The 18,411-nt window shown below is 73.1% G+C and carries 13 protein-coding genes and 1 pseudogene; 7 read left to right on the top strand and 7 right to left on the bottom strand.

Features of this window, described 5'->3' with window-relative positions; genetic code table 11:
• Window positions 1-121 precede the first annotated feature (121 nt).
• Window positions 122-2,395 carry a serine/threonine-protein kinase gene (locus IE178_RS27475; protein ID WP_193514162.1) on the top strand — a complete coding sequence of 758 codons (2,274 nt, stop codon included), beginning with the start codon at window positions 122-124 and terminating at the stop codon, window positions 2,393-2,395.
• A gap of 49 nt (window positions 2,396-2,444) precedes the next feature.
• Window positions 2,445-4,013: a phytoene desaturase family protein gene (locus IE178_RS27480; RefSeq protein WP_193514163.1), complete on the top strand. Its 1,569-nt coding sequence runs from the start codon at window positions 2,445-2,447 to the stop codon at window positions 4,011-4,013.
• Between the two features lie 7 nt (window positions 4,014-4,020).
• Here IE178_RS27480 and IE178_RS27485 read toward each other — a convergent pair whose 3' ends face one another.
• Both IE178_RS27485 and IE178_RS27490 read right to left on the bottom strand, forming a co-directional pair.
• Window positions 4,021-4,383, bottom strand: coding sequence for a wHTH domain-containing protein (locus IE178_RS27485; RefSeq protein ID WP_189853178.1), 363 nt, complete (start codon window positions 4,381-4,383; stop codon window positions 4,021-4,023).
• 48 nt (window positions 4,384-4,431) lie between these two features.
• On the bottom strand, window positions 4,432-6,210 hold the full coding sequence (locus tag IE178_RS27490; protein WP_193514164.1) for a serine hydrolase domain-containing protein: 1,779 nt from the start codon (window positions 6,208-6,210) through the stop codon (window positions 4,432-4,434).
• 195 nt (window positions 6,211-6,405) lie between these two features.
• Here IE178_RS27490 and IE178_RS36270 point away from each other — a divergent pair.
• A pseudogene (locus tag IE178_RS36270) lies at window positions 6,406-6,564 on the top strand (TetR/AcrR family transcriptional regulator); the annotation flags it as partial.
• 40 nt (window positions 6,565-6,604) lie between these two features.
• Here the strand turns inward: IE178_RS36270 and paaK are convergent.
• Window positions 6,605-7,906: a phenylacetate--CoA ligase PaaK gene (paaK, locus tag IE178_RS27495; protein ID WP_193514165.1), complete on the bottom strand. Its 1,302-nt coding sequence runs from the start codon at window positions 7,904-7,906 to the stop codon at window positions 6,605-6,607.
• A 370-nt stretch (window positions 7,907-8,276) separates the two neighbouring features.
• Window positions 8,277-10,073, bottom strand: coding sequence for an alkaline phosphatase family protein (locus IE178_RS27500; RefSeq protein ID WP_193514166.1), 1,797 nt, complete (start codon window positions 10,071-10,073; stop codon window positions 8,277-8,279).
• Between the two features lie 214 nt (window positions 10,074-10,287).
• Here IE178_RS27500 and IE178_RS27505 point away from each other — a divergent pair, with 214 nt between their 5' ends.
• From IE178_RS27505 to IE178_RS27520, 3 genes are all read left to right on the top strand, one after another.
• Window positions 10,288-10,530 (top strand): DUF397 domain-containing protein, encoded by a 243-nt coding sequence (locus IE178_RS27505; RefSeq protein ID WP_193514167.1) that lies wholly within the window; start codon window positions 10,288-10,290, stop codon window positions 10,528-10,530.
• Between the two features lie 181 nt (window positions 10,531-10,711).
• Window positions 10,712-11,221, top strand: a complete 510-nt coding sequence (locus IE178_RS27515) for a CGNR zinc finger domain-containing protein (RefSeq protein WP_318280276.1) — start codon at window positions 10,712-10,714, stop codon at window positions 11,219-11,221.
• Between the two features lie 57 nt (window positions 11,222-11,278).
• Window positions 11,279-11,776 carry a glycosyltransferase family protein gene (locus IE178_RS27520; RefSeq protein ID WP_184761899.1) on the top strand — a complete coding sequence of 166 codons (498 nt, stop codon included), beginning with the start codon at window positions 11,279-11,281 and terminating at the stop codon, window positions 11,774-11,776.
• Between the two features lie 89 nt (window positions 11,777-11,865).
• Here IE178_RS27520 and IE178_RS27525 read toward each other — a convergent pair whose 3' ends face one another.
• Both IE178_RS27525 and IE178_RS27530 read right to left on the bottom strand, forming a co-directional pair.
• Complete coding sequence (locus IE178_RS27525; RefSeq protein ID WP_193514168.1) at window positions 11,866-13,833, bottom strand: N-acetylmuramoyl-L-alanine amidase; 1,968 nt, start codon at window positions 13,831-13,833, stop codon at window positions 11,866-11,868.
• Between the two features lie 271 nt (window positions 13,834-14,104).
• The gene (locus IE178_RS27530) at window positions 14,105-15,241 is read right to left on the bottom strand and encodes an aminoglycoside phosphotransferase family protein (RefSeq protein WP_184761897.1); all 1,137 of its coding nucleotides are present in this window, start codon (window positions 15,239-15,241) and stop codon (window positions 14,105-14,107) included.
• Between the two features lie 234 nt (window positions 15,242-15,475).
• Here IE178_RS27530 and IE178_RS27535 point away from each other — a divergent pair, with 234 nt between their 5' ends.
• Window positions 15,476-16,969: a DNA-binding protein NsdB gene (locus IE178_RS27535; protein WP_184761896.1), complete on the top strand. Its 1,494-nt coding sequence runs from the start codon at window positions 15,476-15,478 to the stop codon at window positions 16,967-16,969.
• A gap of 24 nt (window positions 16,970-16,993) precedes the next feature.
• On the opposite strand, the gene IE178_RS27540 is transcribed toward IE178_RS27535, so the two are convergent.
• Window positions 16,994-18,403, bottom strand: a complete 1,410-nt coding sequence (locus tag IE178_RS27540; protein WP_193514169.1) for a PP2C family protein-serine/threonine phosphatase — start codon at window positions 18,401-18,403, stop codon at window positions 16,994-16,996.
• Window positions 18,404-18,411: the final 8 nt, after the last annotated feature.

The raw sequence follows: 18,411 nt of genomic DNA on the forward strand, positions 1-18,411 counted from the left end.
GGGACCGCGGAGCCGCACGGCGGGGGACGCGCCCGGCCCCGTACAAACTCGGGCGAGTTGTCGCCATACTGGACGAGCCAGGGGAGGGCGCGACGGACTGCGACGGGGGCGGGCTGAGGAGATGGGGGACAGCGGGCTGATTCACGGCCGGTACCGGCTGTTGGACCGGATCGGGCGCGGCGGCATGGGGGAGGTGTGGCGGGCACGGGACGAGTCACTGGGGCGGCAGGTCGCCGTCAAGTGCCTCAAGCCCCTGGCCCCGCAGCACGATCAGTCGTTCAGCCGGGTGCTGCGCGAGCGGTTCCGCCGTGAGGCGCGGGTGGCCGCGGCCCTGCAGCACCGCGGGATCACCGTCGTGCACGACTTCGGGGAGTCCGAGGGCGTGCTGTATCTGGTGATGGAACTGCTCCAGGGCCGCGACCTGAGCCAGCTCCTGGAGGACAACAAGCAGCATCCGCTGCCGGTGGACGAGGTGGTGGAGATCGCCGAGCAGGTCGCCGCCGCGCTCGCCTACACGCATGACCAGGGCATCGTGCACCGGGACCTCAAGCCCGCCAACATCGTGCGGCTGGACGACGGCACCGTGAAGATCTGCGACTTCGGCATCGCCCGGCTCGGCCACGACATCGGCTTCACGTCCCGGCTGACCGGCACCGGCGTCGCCATGGGCACCCCGCACTACATGTCGCCGGAGCAGATCAGCGGCGCGGAGGTCGACCGGCGCAGCGACCTGTACTCCTTCGGATGTGTGTTGTACGAGATCGCCACCGGCGTACCGCCGTTCGACCTCGACGACGCCTGGGCGATCCTCGTCGGCCACCGCGACACACCGCCCCGGCCGCCGCGCGGCCACCGCGCCGAACTGCCCGAGCGGCTGGAGCGCATCATCCTGGACCTGCTGGCCAAGGAGCCCGGTGGACGGCCGGACAGCGCCCGCGAACTCGGCCGCCGCATCGAGGCGCTGCGGGCGGTGCCGGCCGCGGTGGCGGCCGGGCCGGGGCTCACCGGCCCGCCCGAGGCGACCGGGCGCGCGATCCGCGCGCCACGCGCCGGTGAGCCCGGGACGCCGGGGCGCGCGGCCCGGATGCCCTCCTGGACCCGCGGCATGACCACCGGGCACAAGGCGGCCGGCACCGGACTGCGCACCACGCCGCCCGACCCGGCGGCCGGCCTGTCCGGCGAGTGGGTCGCCCGCCCCGAGACCGCCTCCCGCGCGCGGCCCGCACCGCGGGAGCGGCCCACCCCGTCACCGGAGGCGCTGACCGCCCTGGCCGGGCGGCACAACGCGGGCCTGAGCCTGGGACGCCTCGGCCGCTGGACGGAGGCGGGGGAGGTGCACCGCGCGGTCGCCGCCGAGCGCGAGCACCTGCTCGGCCCGGACCACCCCGACACCCTCGCCAGCCGCTACGAGGTCGCGTTCACCCTCAGCCGCACCGGCCGCGCCGCCGAAGCGCTGCGCGAGTACAAGCACGTGGCCGAGGCCCGCATCCGCGCGCTCGGCGCCGATCATCCCGACACCCTCGCCGTCCGCCAGGAGATGGCGTACGTCCTCGCCCAGTCGGGCCGCCCCTTCGACGCCCACCAGGTCTATCTCTCGGTGCTCGCCGACCGCGAGCGGACCATGGGACCCGACCACCCCGACACCCTGCGCTGCCGCCACAACCTCGCGTTCAACCTCAGCAGGCTCGGCCGTCTGGAGGACTCGTACGGCATGGCGTGCGAGGTGGCCGCCGCCCGCGCCCGGGTGCTCGGGCCCGAGCACCCGGACACCCTCGTCACCCGGTACGAAGTCGCCTACACCCTCGGTCAGCTGGGCCGCTGGACGGAGGCCCTGGAGACCTACCGCGAGGTCGCCGAGGCCCGCGCCAGGGCCCTCGGCCCGGACCACGCCGACACCCTCGCGGCCCGCCACGAGATCGGGATCGGCCTGGGCAGGCTCGGCCACACCGGCCAGGCCCTCGACCACTACCGGGGCCTGGTCGAGGACCGCACCCGCGTCCAGGGGCCCAGCCACCCCGAGACCCTGCGCGCCCGGCACGGCATCGGCGTCAACCTCGGCCGGCTCGGCCGCTGGGTGGAGGCCCTCGCCGAGTCCCGCGACGTGTGCGCCCTGCGGGAGCGCGTCCTCGGCGCCGACCACCCCGACACCCTGATCAGCCGCCGCGAGGTCGCCGTCGGCCTGGGCTGGCTGGGCCGCTGGGCGGAGGCACTGACCGAGTACCGGCGGGTCGCCGAGACCCGTGAGCGCGTCCTCGGCGCGGACCACGCCGACACCCTCGCCGCCCGCAACGACGAGGCGCACTGCCTGGACCGGCTGGGCCACGGCGCAGCGGCGGCCGAACTGTACCGCCGGGTGGCGGCACTGCGGCAGCAGCGGGCGGCCGGCGGGACCTGACACCGGACCACGTCTGGCCGGTTGGGATCAGCGCGTGTTACGAAGAACCATGACCGCAGCCCAGGCATCCCGGACGTACGACGCCGTCATCGTCGGCGGGGGCCACAACGGCCTCGTCGCCGCCGCCTACCTCGCCCGCGCCGGCCGCTCCGTGCTGGTGCTGGAGCGGCTGGACAACACCGGCGGGGCGGCGGTGTCCACCCGCCCGTTCACCGGGGTCGACGCACGGCTGTCCCGCTACTCCTACCTGGTCAGCCTGCTGCCCTCGAAGATCGTCCAGGACCTGGGGCTGGACTTCCGGGTGCGCGCCCGCACCATCTCCTCGTACACGCCCGCCGAACGCGACGGACGGCCCACCGGGCTGCTCGTCGGCGGCGGCGAGGAGCGCACCCGCGAGGCGTTCGCCCGGCTCACCGGCTCCGAGCGCGAGTACCGCGCCTGGCGGCGCTTCTACGACATGACCGGCCGCGTCGCCCGGCGCGTCTTCCCGACCCTCACCGAGCCGCTGCCCACCCGCGACGCGCTGCGCCGCACCGTCGACGACGACGAGGCCTGGCGGACCCTCTTCGAGGAACCCCTCGGCGTCGCCGTCGAGGAGCACTTCACCGACGACCTCGTGCGCGGCGTCGTCCTCACCGACGCCCTCATCGGCACCTTCGCCGACGCCCACGACCCCTCGCTGAAACAGAACCGCTGCTTCCTCTACCACGTCATCGGCGGCGGCACCGGAGCCTGGGACGTACCGGTCGGCGGCATGGGAGCCCTCACCGACGCGCTGGCCGACGCCGCACGCGCCGCCGGCGCGGTCGTCGCCACCGGCCACGAGGCGGTGCGCGTCGACACCGACGGCCGCACGGCCGAGGTCACCCACCGCACGGCCGACGGCGAGGGCGTCGCCACCGCGCGGCACGTCCTGGTGAACGCCTCACCGCGCGAACTGGCGGCTCTCACGGGCGACTCGCCCCCGCCGCCCGCCGAGGGCGCCCAGCTCAAGGTCAACATGCTCCTCAGGCGGCTGCCCAGGCTGCGCGACACCGCCGTCGACCCGCGCGAGGCGTTCGCCGGGACCTTCCACGTCGCCGAGGGCTACGGGCAACTGGCCGCCGCGTACGACCGTGCCGCCGCCGGCGAACTGCCCTCCGCACCCCCCTCCGAGATCTACTGCCACTCGCTCACCGACCCCTCGATCCTCGGCCCGGACCTGGCCGCACAGGGCTACCAGACGCTCACCCTGTTCGGCCTGCACACCCCGGCGCGGCTGTTCGAGCACGACCACGACGCCGTCCGCGCGGAACTGCTGGAGTCGACCCTCGCCCAGCTCGACGCCCACCTGGCCGAACCGCTCGCCGACTGCCTGGCCACCGACGCCGACGGGCGCCCGTGCCTGGAGGCCAGGTCCCCGCTGGACCTGGAGCGGGACCTCGGGCTGCCCGGCGGCAACATCTTCCACCGCGAACTGTCCTGGCCCCACGCCCAGGACGGCACCGGCCGCTGGGGCGTGGAGACCCGGCACGCCAACGTGCTGCTGTGCGGCGCGGGCGCGGTGCGCGGCGGCGGAGTGAGCGGCGTACCGGGACACAACGCGGCCATGGCGGTGCTGGAGGCGGGAGAAGGCTGACCGGGCGTCACGTTCCTCGCGTGCGCCAGGACAGCTTCAGCGGATAGCGTTCAGCCAACGCCTCGTATCGCGCACGTACTTCGTGCGTCGGCAGACGCGCGGCTCTGGCGTACGCCCAGACGTCCCGTTCCGTCAGCTCTTCCCCGGGATCGATGCCGGGTGCGAGACCGTCCTGGTCCCTGGACAGGAGGATCCTGTCGATCGCCTGTTTCTCGAAGTCCGCGAGGGACCACAGGACCGCCCTCCTCGTGGAGCTGGACGTGCCTTCCCCCATGGCCTCCAGCAGGGCCTCCCGGGCCGGGGCGTCTCCGAGCACCGCGAGCGCGGCCGTCAGGGACGTGGCGAGTTCGCCGGATGTCACCGACCGCATGTCCCGGTGGGGCCGGAGGTCGCCGCCGGCGCGCGGCGCGCCCGCGGGTCAGTCCGTCGACTGCGTCCATCCGGTCGCCTCGACGCGTCCCGCGTCCGCCGGGCGCGACTCGTCGAAGAGCACGCCGCCGGGAGTCTCGACGCGCATCGCGTCGACATAGGCGCCGCGTCCGGCGTACAGCCGGTCCGTCGTGTACCGCCAGCGCAGACGGAGGCCGCGCGCGGCGGGCAGGTCCGCGGTGAGTTCGTGCCAGACCCGGCCCGACCAGCCGGTGGCCGTGCCCGACGGGTGCGGCTCCGGCTCCCCGCCCCGGCGCACCGTGGTGAACGGCACCGGCTGCCAGGCCGCGCCGTCCTCGACACCGGCTTCCAGGACGAGGACGTCGGCGCGGGGCTCGGTGTCCCACCACAGCGCACAGCGCAGCCGTGCCCGGCCGGACGACGTGTCCAGCGCGGGGAGGGTGAGGGTCGCCGTCGACGGGCCCGCCATCCCGGAGAACCATGCCGTACGCCCCCGCGCCGGCCGGACCGGCACCGCGCGGGCCAGCTGATTCGCGGCGGCCACGCGGGGGGCGGAGCCGGAACGCCAACCGCGCACCGGGTGCACGGAGTTGCCCAGCACCACGAGGAACGAGTCGGTGGTCGGGTCGAGCACCAGCGAGGTCCCGGTGAAACCGGTGTGGCCCGCCGTACGCGGGGTGGCCAGCGCGCCCATGTACCAGTGCTGGTACAGCTCGAACCCGAGGCCGTGTTCGTCGCCGGGAAAGGCGGTGTTGAAGTCGGTGAACATCAGCTCGACCGACTCCGGTGTCAGGATCCGCTCCCGGCCGTAGGCGCCGCCGTTGAGCAGCGTCCGCCCGAGGACCGCCAGGTCCCACGCGTGGGAGAACACGCCCGCGTGGCCCGCGACGCCGCCCAGGCTGTAGGCGTTCTCGTCGTGCACCTCGCCCCACACCAGCCCCCGGTCGAGACCGGACCACGGCGCCCGCGCGTCCTCCGTGGCCGCGATCCGCGGCTTCCAGGAGGCGGGCGGGTTGTAGCGGGTGTGGCGCATGCCCAGCGGGCCGGTGATCTCGTCGTGCAGGAGGACGTCGAGCGTACGGCCGGTGACCTTCTCCAGGACCAGCTGGAGCGAGATCAGGTTCAGGTCCGAGTACAGATACGCGGTACCGGGCGGACCGGCCGGCGTCTCGTCGTAGATCAGCCGGACCTTCTCCTCGTACGTGGGCGCGTCGTACAGCGGGATCCAGGCACGGAAACCCGAGGTGTGGGTGAGCAGCTGACGGATGGTCACATCCTGCTTGCCCGCACGCCCGAAGTCCGGCAGATACGAGGCGACGGCCGCCTCCAGCCCCAGCGCGCCCCGTTCGATCTGCTGCACGGCAAGGATCGAGGTGAACAGTTTCGACACCGAGGCCAGGTCGAAGACGGTGTCCTCGGCCATGGGGATTTGCCGGTCCGCCGGGAACTCGACACCGGTGTCGGTCGCTTCGTCGTACGCCTTGTAGCGCACCGCCATGCCGATGGGCCGGTGCAGCGCGACGGTGCCGCCGCGCCCGGCGAGCAGTACCGCGCCCGCGTACCAGGGGTGCTCGGGGGAGGGGGCGAGGAACGCCTCGGCGTCGGTGACGAGCTGCCGCAGAGGTGCGGAGAGCAGTCCGGCATGCCGGGCGGACCCGTACCGCAGGGTCGGACGGCCGCCGCGCGAGGGGACGGCCGCCGAGGCCGGGTCGGCCGGGAGGGCGGCGAAGGCCAGTGCACCGCCCAAGGTCAGGGCGCCTGCCGCCAGTTGGCGCCGGGTGATCCCTCTCGCCCCTTCGTCCGCCATGAGGTTCCTCCCGTGTCGTGGCCCTGGGCGGGCTGAAAGAATTTTCCGGGGGCCGCCTTGCGGAGTGAAACTTTCCTGTCAGGAGTGGGATGTGTCAATGGGGCGTGCGCGGTCGCCGGGAAACGTGCGGCGCCAGGGAGACAACTCCGGGCGCAGTGCTCTGGCTGGAGTGGTGCGGTGGGTGTACCGCGGGCGGAGTGGTCGGGCCCGCCCGGCGACGCCATGGCCGTCACACCGCTGTGTCCGGCGCTGAACTGGCTGATCGTCGAACAGCTCACCCCGCCGGACGTCTTCACCCCCGCGGAGCGCGAGCGGCCGGTGACGGCCGCGGTCGAGCGCGTCGTGGCGGCCGAGTGGGCCGGCGGGGACCCGAAGGGGTGGCGCCCCGGCGCCCCTAACCCCGCGGCTCGCGCAGATCCACGATCCGCCGGATCTTGCCCACCGACCGCTCCAGCGTCTCCGGGTCGACGATCTCCACCCCGGCCGACACCCCGATGCCGTCCTTCACCGCCGCCGCGATGGACCGCGCGGCCGCCTCCCGCGCCGTCGCGTCCGCGTCGGGACGGGCCTCCGCGCGGACGGTGAGGGAGTCCAGCCGGCCCTCGGTGGTGAGGCGGAGCTGGAAGTGAGGTGCCACGCCCGGTGTACGCAGCACGATCTCCTCGATCTGTGTGGGGAAGAGGTTCACCCCGCGCAGGATCACCATGTCGTCGCTGCGGCCGGTGACCTTCTCCATCCGCCGGAACACCCGGGCGGTGCCCGGCAGCAGCCGGGTCAGATCCCGCGTCCGGTACCGGACGACCGGCATCGCCTCCTTGGTGAGCGAGGTGAAGACCAGCTCACCCCGCTCGCCCTCCGGAAGGACCTCGCCGGTGAGCGGGTCGACGACCTCAGGTAAGAAGTGGTCCTCCCAGATGTGCAGGCCGTCCTTGGTCTCCGCGCACTCCTGCGCGACCCCCGGCCCGATCACCTCCGACAGTCCGTATATGTCCACCGCGTCGATCGCGAACCGCTCCTCGATCTCCTGCCGCATCCGCTCCGTCCACGGCTCGGCGCCGAAGATCCCCACGCGCAGCGAGGTGCCGCGCGGATCGACGCCCTGCCGCTCGAACTCGTCGAGCAGCGTGAGCATGTAGGACGGGGTCACCATGATGACCGAGGGCTCCAGGTCCTGGATCAGCCGTACCTGACGGGACGTCATCCCGCCGGACGCGGGGATCACCGTGCAGCCGAGCCGTTCGGCGCCGTAGTGCACGCCCAGGCCGCCGGTGAACAGGCCGTAACCGTAGGCCACATGCGCCGTGTCCCCGGGCCGGCAGCCCGCCGCGCGGAGGGAACGGGCCACCATGTCGGCCCACATGGACAGATCGCCCTCGGTGTAGCCGACGACCGTGGGAAGTCCGGTGGTGCCGCTGGAGGCGTGGATGCGGCGGATGCGGTCACGGGGCACGGCGAACATGCCGTACGGGTAGTTCTCCCGCAGGTCCGCCTTGGTGGTGAAGGGGAACCGGGACAGGTCGGACAGTGAGCGGCAGTCGTCCGGGTGGACGCCCGCCCGGTCGAAGGACTTCCGGTAGAACGGCACGTGGTCGTACGCGTGCCGCAGAGAGGTCCGCAGCCGGTCGAGCTGGAGCGCCCGCAAGCCCTCGACGTCGAGCCGTTCCGCCGGGTCCAGCAGGTCCGCCGCCTCCGTCATCGGGCTCTTCTCCTCACCTGTCGGGTCAATCGCGCCCATCACATCATTTCGGGCGACCGATCATTCGGTCGCTCCATCGGGGACCAGTAAGTCAGGCCACCGGCTCCCGGGGCAAGAGCCCGGCCTGCTCTTTTTCAGCGACGGCCACAGCCGCGCCCGGGGGCCGAGCTCGGCCGGTGCCGGCGCGGCCACCGCCGGGTGATCCTGCTCCATCCGCGCGGTACGGGGGAGCCGGCGGCACCGGCGGCCTGGACCCCGTCTTCCTCCCCTTCTTCCACGGCGCTACCCGTGGCTGGACGATCCGCAGTGGTTCGCGGCGCGCGTCAGGCGGTTCCTCACGGAGCGGCTCCGAGACCGCGGCCAGGCGCCGTCACCGCTGAGGGGCCGGGCCCCGGGCCTCCCCGCCGCGCGGACCGTACGCCGTCATGAAGCGGTCGCGGAACGTGTCCATGCCCCAGCGCGGAGCGTCCGGCGCGGGCTTGAGACCGTCGCTCCAGCCCCAGCCGGCCACCCGGTCCAGCACCTTGTCGTCCTTGGCGACGATCGTCACCGGCACGTCCCGGTTGGTGCTCCCGGCGGTCACGGTGGGCACCGGCTGGTGGTCGCCAAGGAAGACCAGGACCGTGTCCTCGTCGCCGTACCGCTCGACCCACTCGGTGAGGCTGCGCAGCGAGTACTCGATGGCCCGCCGGTACTCGGTGCGCACCTTCTCCGGGTCCTTCCAGACCTCCTTCGGGTCCGTGCCCTCCTTCTTGATCCCGTGGAACACCGACCCGTCACCGAGGTCCTCCCAGTCGATCATGTGCGCGATGGGGGACCAGGGGTTGTGGCTGGAGGCGAGGATGATCTCCGCCATGATCGGCTCGCGGTCCTTCCTCCCGTGCTCCAGGCGTTCGAAGGCCTCCAGGCTGAACTGGTCGGGCACGGGCGTCCAGCTGAAGTACGGGCCGTGGTAGCCGAGGTGCTCGGAGTCGTAGATGTGGTCCAGGCCGAAGAACTCGCCCTCCGGCCAGGCCCGCCGCACCCCGGGCACGATGCCGACGGTGCGCCAGTCGCCGGCCTTGCGGAAGTAGCTGGTGAGGGTCATGCGGTCGCTGGTGGTCAGGCTGCGGTAGCGCTGCTGGTTCTTGATCCACAGTCCGGACAGGAAGGTCGAGTGGGCGAGCCAGCTGCCGGCGCCGGTCACCGGGGACGTCAGCCAGCCGCTGCGCGAGGTGAATCCGGCGTCCCTCAGCCGCCGGGTGCCGTCCTCGAGCGCCGCGTCGATCGGCCCCGCCATCGCCGGGTCGTCGATCGCGACCCGGCCGTAGCTCTCGACGAAGGTGAACAGGACGTCCTTGCCGCGCAGCCCCGTGAGCAGCTGGTCGGGCGGCGTCTTCGCGAAGGCGTCGACGGCCGCCTCCTTTTCGAACACCCGCGCGTCGCGCAATCCGGCGCGCACCTGCTCCACGCGGTTGCCCAGCATCTCCGCGGTGCCCTTGGTGGCGACGGGAACACCGGTGATCCGTACGCCGAGCGTGACACAGGTGATCCACGCGACCCCCAGGACCAGCGTGGTCCGGGCGGCGACGGGACGGTGGCGGATCATCAGGTCGGTCAGCCGCACCGTCGCCAGCGTCATGAGCGCCAGCACGCCGAGGAACAGCACGATCACCCCGACCACGGAGAGCACCTGTCCGCCCCGGCCGAACGACTCCCGGACGAAGTCCGCCGCGTCGTCGAGCAGAATCCAGTCGAGCACCAGGTCGAACGGCCGGGCCAGCACCTGGTGGAAACCCATGTCCACGAACTTCAGGACGGTGAGCAGACCGAGGAGGACGCCCGAGACCACCGCCGCGGCCCGCCGGAACCTCGGCGGCAGCGCGAGCAGCACGGTCGCCAGCAGGATCCCCTCGGCGGGCAGCCGGAGGAAGGCGACCGCGTTCACGCGCTCCACCTGGTTCGGCACGAGCAGCGCGAAGAGCACCAGCGCCCCGGCGAGCACGGTCGTCCCGATCGTGACGCCGCGCGCCGTACGGGGCCGGCGGTGCCGCCGGCCGAACCAGCCGGGTGGCGCGGGCACCGGTGCGCCGGGCGGTGCGTCCTCGGCGGCGGCCGGGGCGCCGTCCTGGTCCGCTCCGCCTTCGGTGCTGTCCGACGGCTGACGGGAGCGAATGAAGAGCGGCACCCGGGGGTCCTTCCGTGCGGTCCTGCGGTGGCATGGCCAACAGGGCCCGGTGACGGGCCTGCCCCCACCAGTACGTCGGCACGTCACCGCAGGTTCAAACCGGCCCGCCTCTTCCTCCGGCGCCCCCGCGGAAAGGTACTTCCCGCGTGGCCTGTCCGGCGCACGAACCGATCGCTAGGCTGACCGCGGACGACGAAACGGGAGGAGCACGGACGTGGCCGAGAGGACCACCCAGCAGCGCCCGCTCACGGGCTGGGACAAGCCTGATCTGGACCTCAGCAACGCACAGTGGCAGTCCGGCAGCCGAGGCCTGGGCGATGTCCAGATCGCCTTCGTGGAGGGCTTCATCGCCATGCGCAACAGTGGCAGCCCGGGCAGCCCTTCCCTGATCTTCACCCCCGCAGAGTGGGGCGCGTTCGTGTCGGGAGCGCGGGAGGGGGAGTTCGACCTGACGTGAGCGGCGCGACCGTCGTGGGGCGGCCGGCCGCGGGGCAGTGTTCCCCGCGTTCCTCCGGACACGCGACCTGAGGAACCCGTCCCGGGCCACGCCTGAGTCAGGCTGGTTGGGGGGAGGGCGAAGGTCGTACTCCAAAGGCGAGGAACCATGAGCACCCAGCCGGTCGTCGCGGCGGTCGACGGTGACCGCCGTAACCGACGTGCTGCCCGGTGACGCCGCCGGTCATCTGGTCGAGGCCTCCCGGAACGCCGAGTCGGTCGTCGTGGGCCGCCACCGTCGCCGTCTGCCGGCCCCCGCTCGCATGACGGGTTCGGTCATACACGCCGTCCTGCTCCACGCGGCGAGCCCCGCGGACGCGGTGCGGCTGCCGCCCGTGACCGAGGCCCTGCGACGGCTGAACGAGGCGGCCGCCCGTACCCCCACCGTGCCGGTCCTGGGATGGGCCGAGGGGGCCGGGCCCGTGGTGCGGCGGCGGCCGGCCGCGGGCGGGGACGACCTGACCGCCGTACTCGCGCAGGCCGCGATCGCCTTCCTCGCGAGCCCCGACCGACAGCGGCCGCGCGCCTGCCACGCGCCGCGCCGTGTGCGCTACTTCCTGAAGGAACATCCGCGTCAGGAGTGGTGCGAGCCGTCCTGCGGCAACCGCGCCCGGGTGGCCCGCCACCACGAGCGCCACAGGCGCCCCGCGTAGCCGCGGACGCCGCCGCCCGACCGTCCGTCCGGGGGGCCGGGCACGTACCATGGCGGCATGTCGTTCCTCCGCCGCCGCAGTGCCACCCCCGCCGGGCCCGACTTCGACGTACTGGCCATGGACCCGGGCGACTGGCCCGGCAATCTGGGTGCCGGACTGCTGCCCGCCCCCGACGGAAGCTGCCAGGGCGTCTTCCTGCGTTACGACCTGTTCGGCGGGCGTGGCCCCGCGATGGTCATCGGCAACCTGCCCGAGGGCTCCCCGGCCCGGGACGTCCCCGAGGGAGAGGTCCCCTTCGAGGTCGGGCAACTGCTGCTGGCGCTGGAGAACGACGAGGAGGTGACCGTCGTCGCAACCGAGGACGCGCCGGTGATGCAGGGCGACAACCTGCTGATCGTGCGCCGGGTCAAGCTCTCCGAGGGCCGGATCTCCTGCGTGCAGTTCGACCGCAGTGACAACGTCCTGGTGACCATCGCGGCCTGGGACCGCCCCATCACCGACGACCTGTACGCCCTCCTCAAGCCGCTGCCCGCGGAGCTGTTCCAGCAGGGCTGAGACCACCCGTACGGCACAGGCGCCGCGTCCCGCGCGTGAGAGGGCCGGGTCCTCACGGGACCCGGCCCCGGCTCCACCGCGCGGCGGTGCTACGACGGCTTCACCGTCACGTCCGCCGCCCGCACGAAGCCGACCCGGTGGCCGAACTGGATCTCGTAGTACAGATCCCTGCCGGTCACCACCCGGTGCGAGGCCTCGTCGAAGGTCACCGCGTAGTAGTACTCGCCGGGCACCTTGCCCCCGGTCACGTACCTCTGGCCCTTCGGCAGTGTGTACGGCAGCGGGGACACCGCCTGGGCGGGAACCCCCTCCGGGTATGCCTCCTTCTCGGGGTAGGCGCGCCCGTACACCGGCACGGAGTCGAGTCCCTTGCGCGGGGTCACGACCAGGCCCTTCGCGGGCACCGCGGTCGGCTGCTTCCCCGGGTTCCTGAACCAGGCCTTCTGACCCAGGTACCAGATGGCGGTCCAGTCGCCCCAGCGGCCGGCGACCGCGTACTGCTGGCCCGTGGACACCCGCGAGGACAGGTCGTTCACCCCGGTGGTCGGGGCCGAGCCGAGTCCGACGTCCCTGATCAGCGGCGAGCTCTCGTCATGGTCGGAGTACAGCCGCACCGCGCTCGACCCGTGCGTCACGCAGGGCTCGCCCGCGCTCTCGCAGCCGGTGAAGACCGGCCGGTTGGCGGCGTAGTCGGGTCGGATCGTCACCATGCCGGCGTTCTTGCCGCCCGTGGCCTCGAAGGGGCGGCCCAGCAGCTCGAAGTAGTGCGCCCAGTCCCAGTACGGGCCGGGGTCGGTGTGCATCCCGGGGATGGTCGCCGAGGTCGGCCCCGGCACGGTGTCGTGGCCGAGGATGTGCTGCCGGTCCAGCGGGATGCCGTACTTCCCGGCGAGGTACTTCACCAGCCGCGCCGAGGACCGGTACATCGCCTCGGTGTACCAGGCGTCGGGCTCCGCCAGGAACCCCTCGTGCTCCAGACCGATCGACCCGGCGTTCACGTACCAGTTGCCCGCGTGCCAGGCGACGTCCTTCGCCTTCACGTGCTGGGCGATGTGACCGTCCGTGGAGCGCAGACTGTACTGCCAGGACACATAGGTGGGGTCCTGCACCATGTCGAGTACGCCCTCCCAGGCGCCCTCGGTGTCATGGACGACGATGTACCGGATCGGCTGCGAGGCGGGGCGGTTCCCCAGGTCGTGGTTGCCGTAGTCGCCGTCCCCGAACTCCTCGTAGGGTGCCGGGATCCACTCGCACGACACCGTCCTCGGGCACTCCGTCCCGGCGGCGGAGGCGGTACGCAGTCCGGCGCGCTCCAGGGTCGAGGTGTCGGGCGCGAGGTCCGGGCGGGCGTCCAGGGCGAGATGCTGCCCGGCGTCCGTGACCCGTGCCTCGCCGGCGCGGATCACCTCGTACACCTCGTGGGCGTACGCCGCCGCCGACGCGGTGTCGTCGGCGCCGGAGAAGAGAGCCACCGCCCCGTACCAGTCCGCCGGATCCCCGCTGGGCGGCTCGCCCAGCCGCCGCTGTGCGTCGGCCAGCAGCGCGGCGCCGCCCGCCACGTTCGCGGCCGGGTCCTCGCGCAGCCGTTCGGGGCTCAGCCCGGTCAGCCGGGCCGCCCTCGGCAAGGTGGTGAGCCGCGCCGGGAGTTCGGCGGTGCGCGGTGCCCGCGCCTCGGGACGCAGCGGCGGTCGGGCGTCGTCACCGCGCGGGTCCTCCGTGCCCTCGCCGTGGTGGTCGGCGGCGGCGAGCGCGGTGCGGGCGTCCGTGAGATGCATCGGTCCGTAGCCGCCGGTCACGCTCGGGGCGCCGCCGTGCGCGTCCCAGCGGGACTGCAGATAGGAGACGCCCAGCAGCACGCTCGGCGGCACGTCGTACGCGGCGGCCGCGTCGGTGAACGCCTGCTGGAGCCGGGCGGTGTCCGGCAGCCGGGCCTCGGACGGAGCCGCGCCCAGCAGGGGCAGCGTCAACGCGGCCGCGGCCGCGGCGCAGACGGCGGCCCGGACGGCACGTCGAGGCGGCCCGGCCGCACGGCCGGGTTCGGTGGCGAGTTCTCGCAATGCAGCCTCCTGGGACGGTCGGGCACGATGCGCCGCACGGAGCCGAGCGGTGCGTCAGTGGTACCGGTCAGCCGATAATCCGTCAATCATGTCCAGGGAGGCGTGATGTTCCTCGTCAATCGGGGTGTGCGGGAGTTTCGCGGCGACGGCCGCGAGGCCTGCGACGCGTCAGTGGCGTACACCAATGGCCCCGTCCGGCACTTCCGGTCGCGGACACACGAAAGTCCGCGGTGCGCCCCCGCCGGAGCGCACCGCGGACCGTCCGTCGCCGTCAGCGAGTACCGACCGCCGCGCGCACGGCCCGGCGGGCCAGCTGGCAGTCGTCGTGCAGCCGCCGCAGCAGCAGCCGCTGTTCCTCGCCGGACGGGGCGCCGCCCGGGTGGGCCGCTCCCGGTGCCGGGGCCGTGTCCTGCATCGAGCGCTGCACGGCCGTCTCGTAGGTGCGGATCTCCCGGGTCAGCACCAGCATCAGATTCACCAGGAAGGCGTCACGCGAGGCGGGACCGGCCGACTGGGCGATCTGGCTGATCTGACGCCGCGCCACCGGCGCGTCCCCGAGGACCGACCACAGGGTCGCCAGGTCGTACCCCGGCAGGTACCAGCCCGCGTGCTCCCAGTCCACCAGCACGGGACCGGCCGGGGAGATCAGGATGTTCGACAGCAGGGCGTCGCCGTGGCAGAACTGGCCCAGGCCCTGCCGCCCGGTCGCGAGCGCGATGCCGTGCAGCAGTTTCTGCAGGTCGCCGAGGTCCCGGTCGGTGAGCAGTCCCAGCTCGTGGTACCGGGAGATACGGGCCGCGTAGTCCAGCGGCGCGTCGAACGTCCCGGCCGGCGGCCGCCAGGAGTTCAGCCGGCAGATCGCGCCGAGTGCCGCCCTGATGTCCGCCCGCGGTGGTGCCTCGACCGGGTGCCGCTGGAGCGCCGCCACCCGGCCGGGCAGCCGCTCGATCACCAGCGTGCAATTGTCCGGATCCGCCGCGATCAGCCGGGGCACCCGCACGGGCGGGCGGTGCCGGACGAACGAGCGGTATGCCGCTATTTCATGGCGGATCCGCTCGCTCCATGCGGGGGAGTGGTCCAGTAAGCACTTGGCGACCGCGGTGTTCCGGCCGGCGGATCCGACCAGGAGGACGGACCGGCCGGTGCGGCGCAGTACCTGGACCGGGGTGAACTCCGGGCAGATGCGGTGCACCGACGCGATCGCCGTGCGCAGCTGGGCGCCCTGGGGACCGGACAGATCGAGCCTCCCGCTGAGCGGCTGGGTGCCCGGTCCCGCGGTGCGCCGTACGTTGCCCGCGCCGAGCACGGGGGGCGCCGGGCGCGCGGGGGCGAGGTAGGGGCCGTTGTCCGACGGACGCGGACGCAGCGGCCGGGGCGGGGCGGACACGGAGGACGATGCTGCGTACATGGGTGATACAGATCCCTTCGTGTGCCTGCGACGTCATCGCACCACCCGGCCCGGCCGCCCGGGCGCACCCTGGGGAATGTTCCTGCGGCGACGGGGTCGTGGTGGCGCGTTCCTACTCGACACCCGATGTCCCCTGGCACACCATCTGGCGCACCCTGGCGAACCCTGGCGAATAGTCGCCCGGCAACCCGCACCGGGCTACTGTCAACTCAGCCGAGAACCTGGGGGCTTGACGTGAGCGGACAACCCAACACCCGGCTCTCGGACCTGTTCGGCCTGGCCGGCTGGTCCAAGGGCGAACTCGCGAGGCTGGTCAACCGGCAGGCGGCGGCCATGGGCCACCCCCAGCTGGCGACCGACACCTCCCGGGTGCGGCGGTGGATCGACATGGGAGAGATCCCGCGCGATCCCGTGCCGCGGGTGCTGGCGGCTCTGTTCACCGAGCGTCTCGGCCGTGTCGTGACCATCGAGGATCTCGGTCTGGTCCGGCACGGGCGTACGGGGAAACGGCCACGCGACGGGAGTACGCAACATCCCGACGGAGTGCCGTGGGCGCCCGAGCGGACAGCCGAGGTCCTCACCGAATTCACGGGAATGGACCTCATGCTCAACCGACGCGGCTTGGTGGGCGCGGGCGCCGCGCTCACCGCGGGATCCGCACTCAGCAGTGCCATGCACGAGTGGCTGCACACCGATCCGGCCCTCACCGCCGACGCTCCCCGACTCGACAACCCCCTGCACGCCGACCCCGCCGGGTTCGACCGTTACGAGGCCGCTCCCATCGGGTCGCAGGAGATCGAGGAACTCGAGCGTTCCGTGGAGGTGTTCCGCGCCTGGGACGCCGCCCGCGGAGGCGGCCTCCAGCGCAAGGCGGTGGTCGGCCAGCTCAACGAGGTGGGCGGTATGCTCGCCTACCGCCATCCCCCCCACCTCCAGCGGCGCCTGTGGGGCGTCGCCGCCAACCTCGCCGTCCTCGCCGGCTGGATGTCGCACGACGTCGGCCTGGAACCCACGGCCCAGAAGTACTTCGTGATCGCCGCCCACGCGGCCCGGGAGGGCGGCGACCGGCCGCGCGCCGGTGAGGCGCTGTCCCGGGCGGCGCGTCAGATGGTGCACCTCGGCCGGCCCGACGAGGCGATGGACCTGATGAAGCTCGCCCAGTCCGGTTCCGGTGAGGAGGTGCTGCCGCGTACCCGGGCGATGTTCCACACCATCGAGGCCTGGGCGCAGGCGTCCATGGGCAGGGGCCAGGCGATGCGTCGCACGCTGGGCCGCGCCGAGGACCTCTTCGTCTCCGACAAGTCCGATCTGGAGCCGCCGGACTGGATGCAGACCTTCAAGGACGAGGATCTGTACGGCATGCAGGCTCTGGCCTACCGCACGCTGGCCGAGTTCGAGCCCGGTGCGGCGGCGCACGCCCAGCACTACGCGGAGAAGGCCCTGTCCCTGCGCGTCGACGGGCGGGAGCGGTCGAAGATCTTCGACCATCTGTCCATGGCCTCCGCCTGCTTCATCGCGGACGACCCCGAACAGGCCGACCGGTACGCGCGCCTGGCCCTGATGTCGATGGGCTCCAACTCCTCGCGCCGCACCTGGGACCGGCTGCGCCAGATGTACCGGCTCACCGCCGAATACGCCTCGTATCCGAAGATCCAGGAACTCAGGGAGGAGATCAAACTGGCGCTGCCCAAGCCCAGGGGCAAGGGCGGTACCAGCGCGCAGGCGTGAAAGGTTCGGGTCTTCATGGGGTCGCTACGCGGTGACCCGGGCCACGAGCACACAGGCGTCGTCCTGACGCTCTCCTTCTCCGAACTCCCTCATCACCGCCCGGACGCAGTCCTGCGCGGTGGCGGCCCCGGCGAACCGGGGTGCCAGGCCGAGGAGTCGGTGGACGGCTGTGCTTCCGGCGTGTCCGGGCACCAGTCCGTCGGTGTGCAGCAGCAGCAGATCGCCGACCTCGAGGGTCTCCTCGGCCTGTCCGTAGGAGGCGCCCGAGGTGGCGCCGAGCAGTACGCCCTGCGGGGCGTCCAGCGCACGCCCCGTCCCGCCGCGGAACAGCAGCGGGACGGGGTGTCCTGCCTGCGCCCACAGCAGTGAGCGGGTCTCGGGCCGGTAGCGCAGGCAGACGGCACTGCCCAGGGCCGGCTGCGTGGCGGTGTCCAGTAAGCGGTTGAGACAGGCCAGCAGCGGGCCCGGGTCGGTGCCGGTCATCGCCATGCCCCGCACGGCGCCGAGCAGCATCGCCATGCCCGTGGCCGCGCCGACCCCGTGCCCGGTCAGCTCGCCGACGCTGAGCAGCGTCGCACCGTCGGACAGGTCGAGGGCGTCGTACCAGTCGCCGCCGATCGGGGCGTCGGCCGACGGCGACAGGTGGGCGGCGGCGAGGTCCAGGGTCCGCGAACCGGCGTGCGGGAGCCGCAGGGGGCCGCGCCGCGGTGCCAGCACGGCCTCCTGCAACTCGACCGCGAGCCGGTGCTCGGTCCGCGCGGCGGCGTGCCGCTGGTGGTGCAGCGAGTCACGGGTCTCGCTCACCGCCCGTCGGCAGCTGCGCAGTTCGCTGACGTCGCGCAGTACGGCCCACATCGAGGCGGTGCTGCCGTCGGCACCGAGTACCGGTTCGCCCATCATGTGCACGGTCCGTACGCCGTCGCCCGGGCGTACGACGCGGAACTCCCCGTCGATGGGGCGGGCGTCGACCAGGCAGCCCGTGACCATCGCGGTCAGCCCGGGCCGGTCCTCGTCGAGCACCAGCGAGGGCAGTTCGTCGAGGGTGAGCGGGGGAGCGGCCGGGTCGCGGCCCAGGATGCGGTACAGCTCCGTGGACCAACTCACCTCGTCCGTCAGCAGGTTCCACTCCGCGCTGCCGACCCGGCTGAGCAGGGAGCCGGACCGCGGTGCGGGCGGCGCGACCGAGTCCGGCACGGGCACCGGGTCGTCGCGCAGCTGCGCCAGGTGCTGGTCCAGGTCGTCGAGCTGGTGCACCGCCAGGTCGTACAGCGCCCGCCGCCAGCGTTCGCGCGGGTCCCTTCCGTCGGCCGGGGTGTCGCGCCGTACGGCGTCCACCTCGCCCTTGAGCCGCCGGGTCTGCGAGATGAGCGCGTCGACCGGGCCGCTTCCTGGCGGCTGCGCGGCCGGGCGGTCCGCGGAGAGGTGGGACGGCATGACGCACT

Origin of the sequence: Streptomyces griseoloalbus, from assembly GCA_014650015.1 — a bacterium.
Taxonomy (GTDB): Bacteria; Actinomycetota; Actinomycetes; order Streptomycetales; family Streptomycetaceae; genus Streptomyces; species Streptomyces griseoloalbus.

What these genes read in the sequence shown, in the direction of transcription:
- IE178_RS27475 (WP_193514162.1), top strand. Translation starts at nt 122, where the DNA reads ATGGGGGACAGCGGGCTGATTCACGGCCGGTACCGGCTGTTGGACCGG.
- IE178_RS27480 (WP_193514163.1), top strand. Translation starts at nt 2,445, where the DNA reads ATGACCGCAGCCCAGGCATCCCGGACGTACGACGCCGTCATCGTCGGC.
- IE178_RS27485 (WP_189853178.1), bottom strand. Translation starts at nt 4,383, where the DNA reads ATGCGGTCGGTGACATCCGGCGAACTCGCCACGTCCCTGACGGCCGCG.
- IE178_RS27490 (WP_193514164.1), bottom strand. Translation starts at nt 6,210, where the DNA reads ATGGCGGACGAAGGGGCGAGAGGGATCACCCGGCGCCAACTGGCGGCA.
- paaK (WP_193514165.1), bottom strand. Translation starts at nt 7,906, where the DNA reads ATGACGGAGGCGGCGGACCTGCTGGACCCGGCGGAACGGCTCGACGTC.
- IE178_RS27520 (WP_184761899.1), top strand. Translation starts at nt 11,279, where the DNA reads ATGTCGTTCCTCCGCCGCCGCAGTGCCACCCCCGCCGGGCCCGACTTC.
- IE178_RS27530 (WP_184761897.1), bottom strand. Translation starts at nt 15,241, where the DNA reads ATGTACGCAGCATCGTCCTCCGTGTCCGCCCCGCCCCGGCCGCTGCGT.
- IE178_RS27540 (WP_193514169.1), bottom strand. Translation starts at nt 18,403, where the DNA reads ATGCCGTCCCACCTCTCCGCGGACCGCCCGGCCGCGCAGCCGCCAGGA.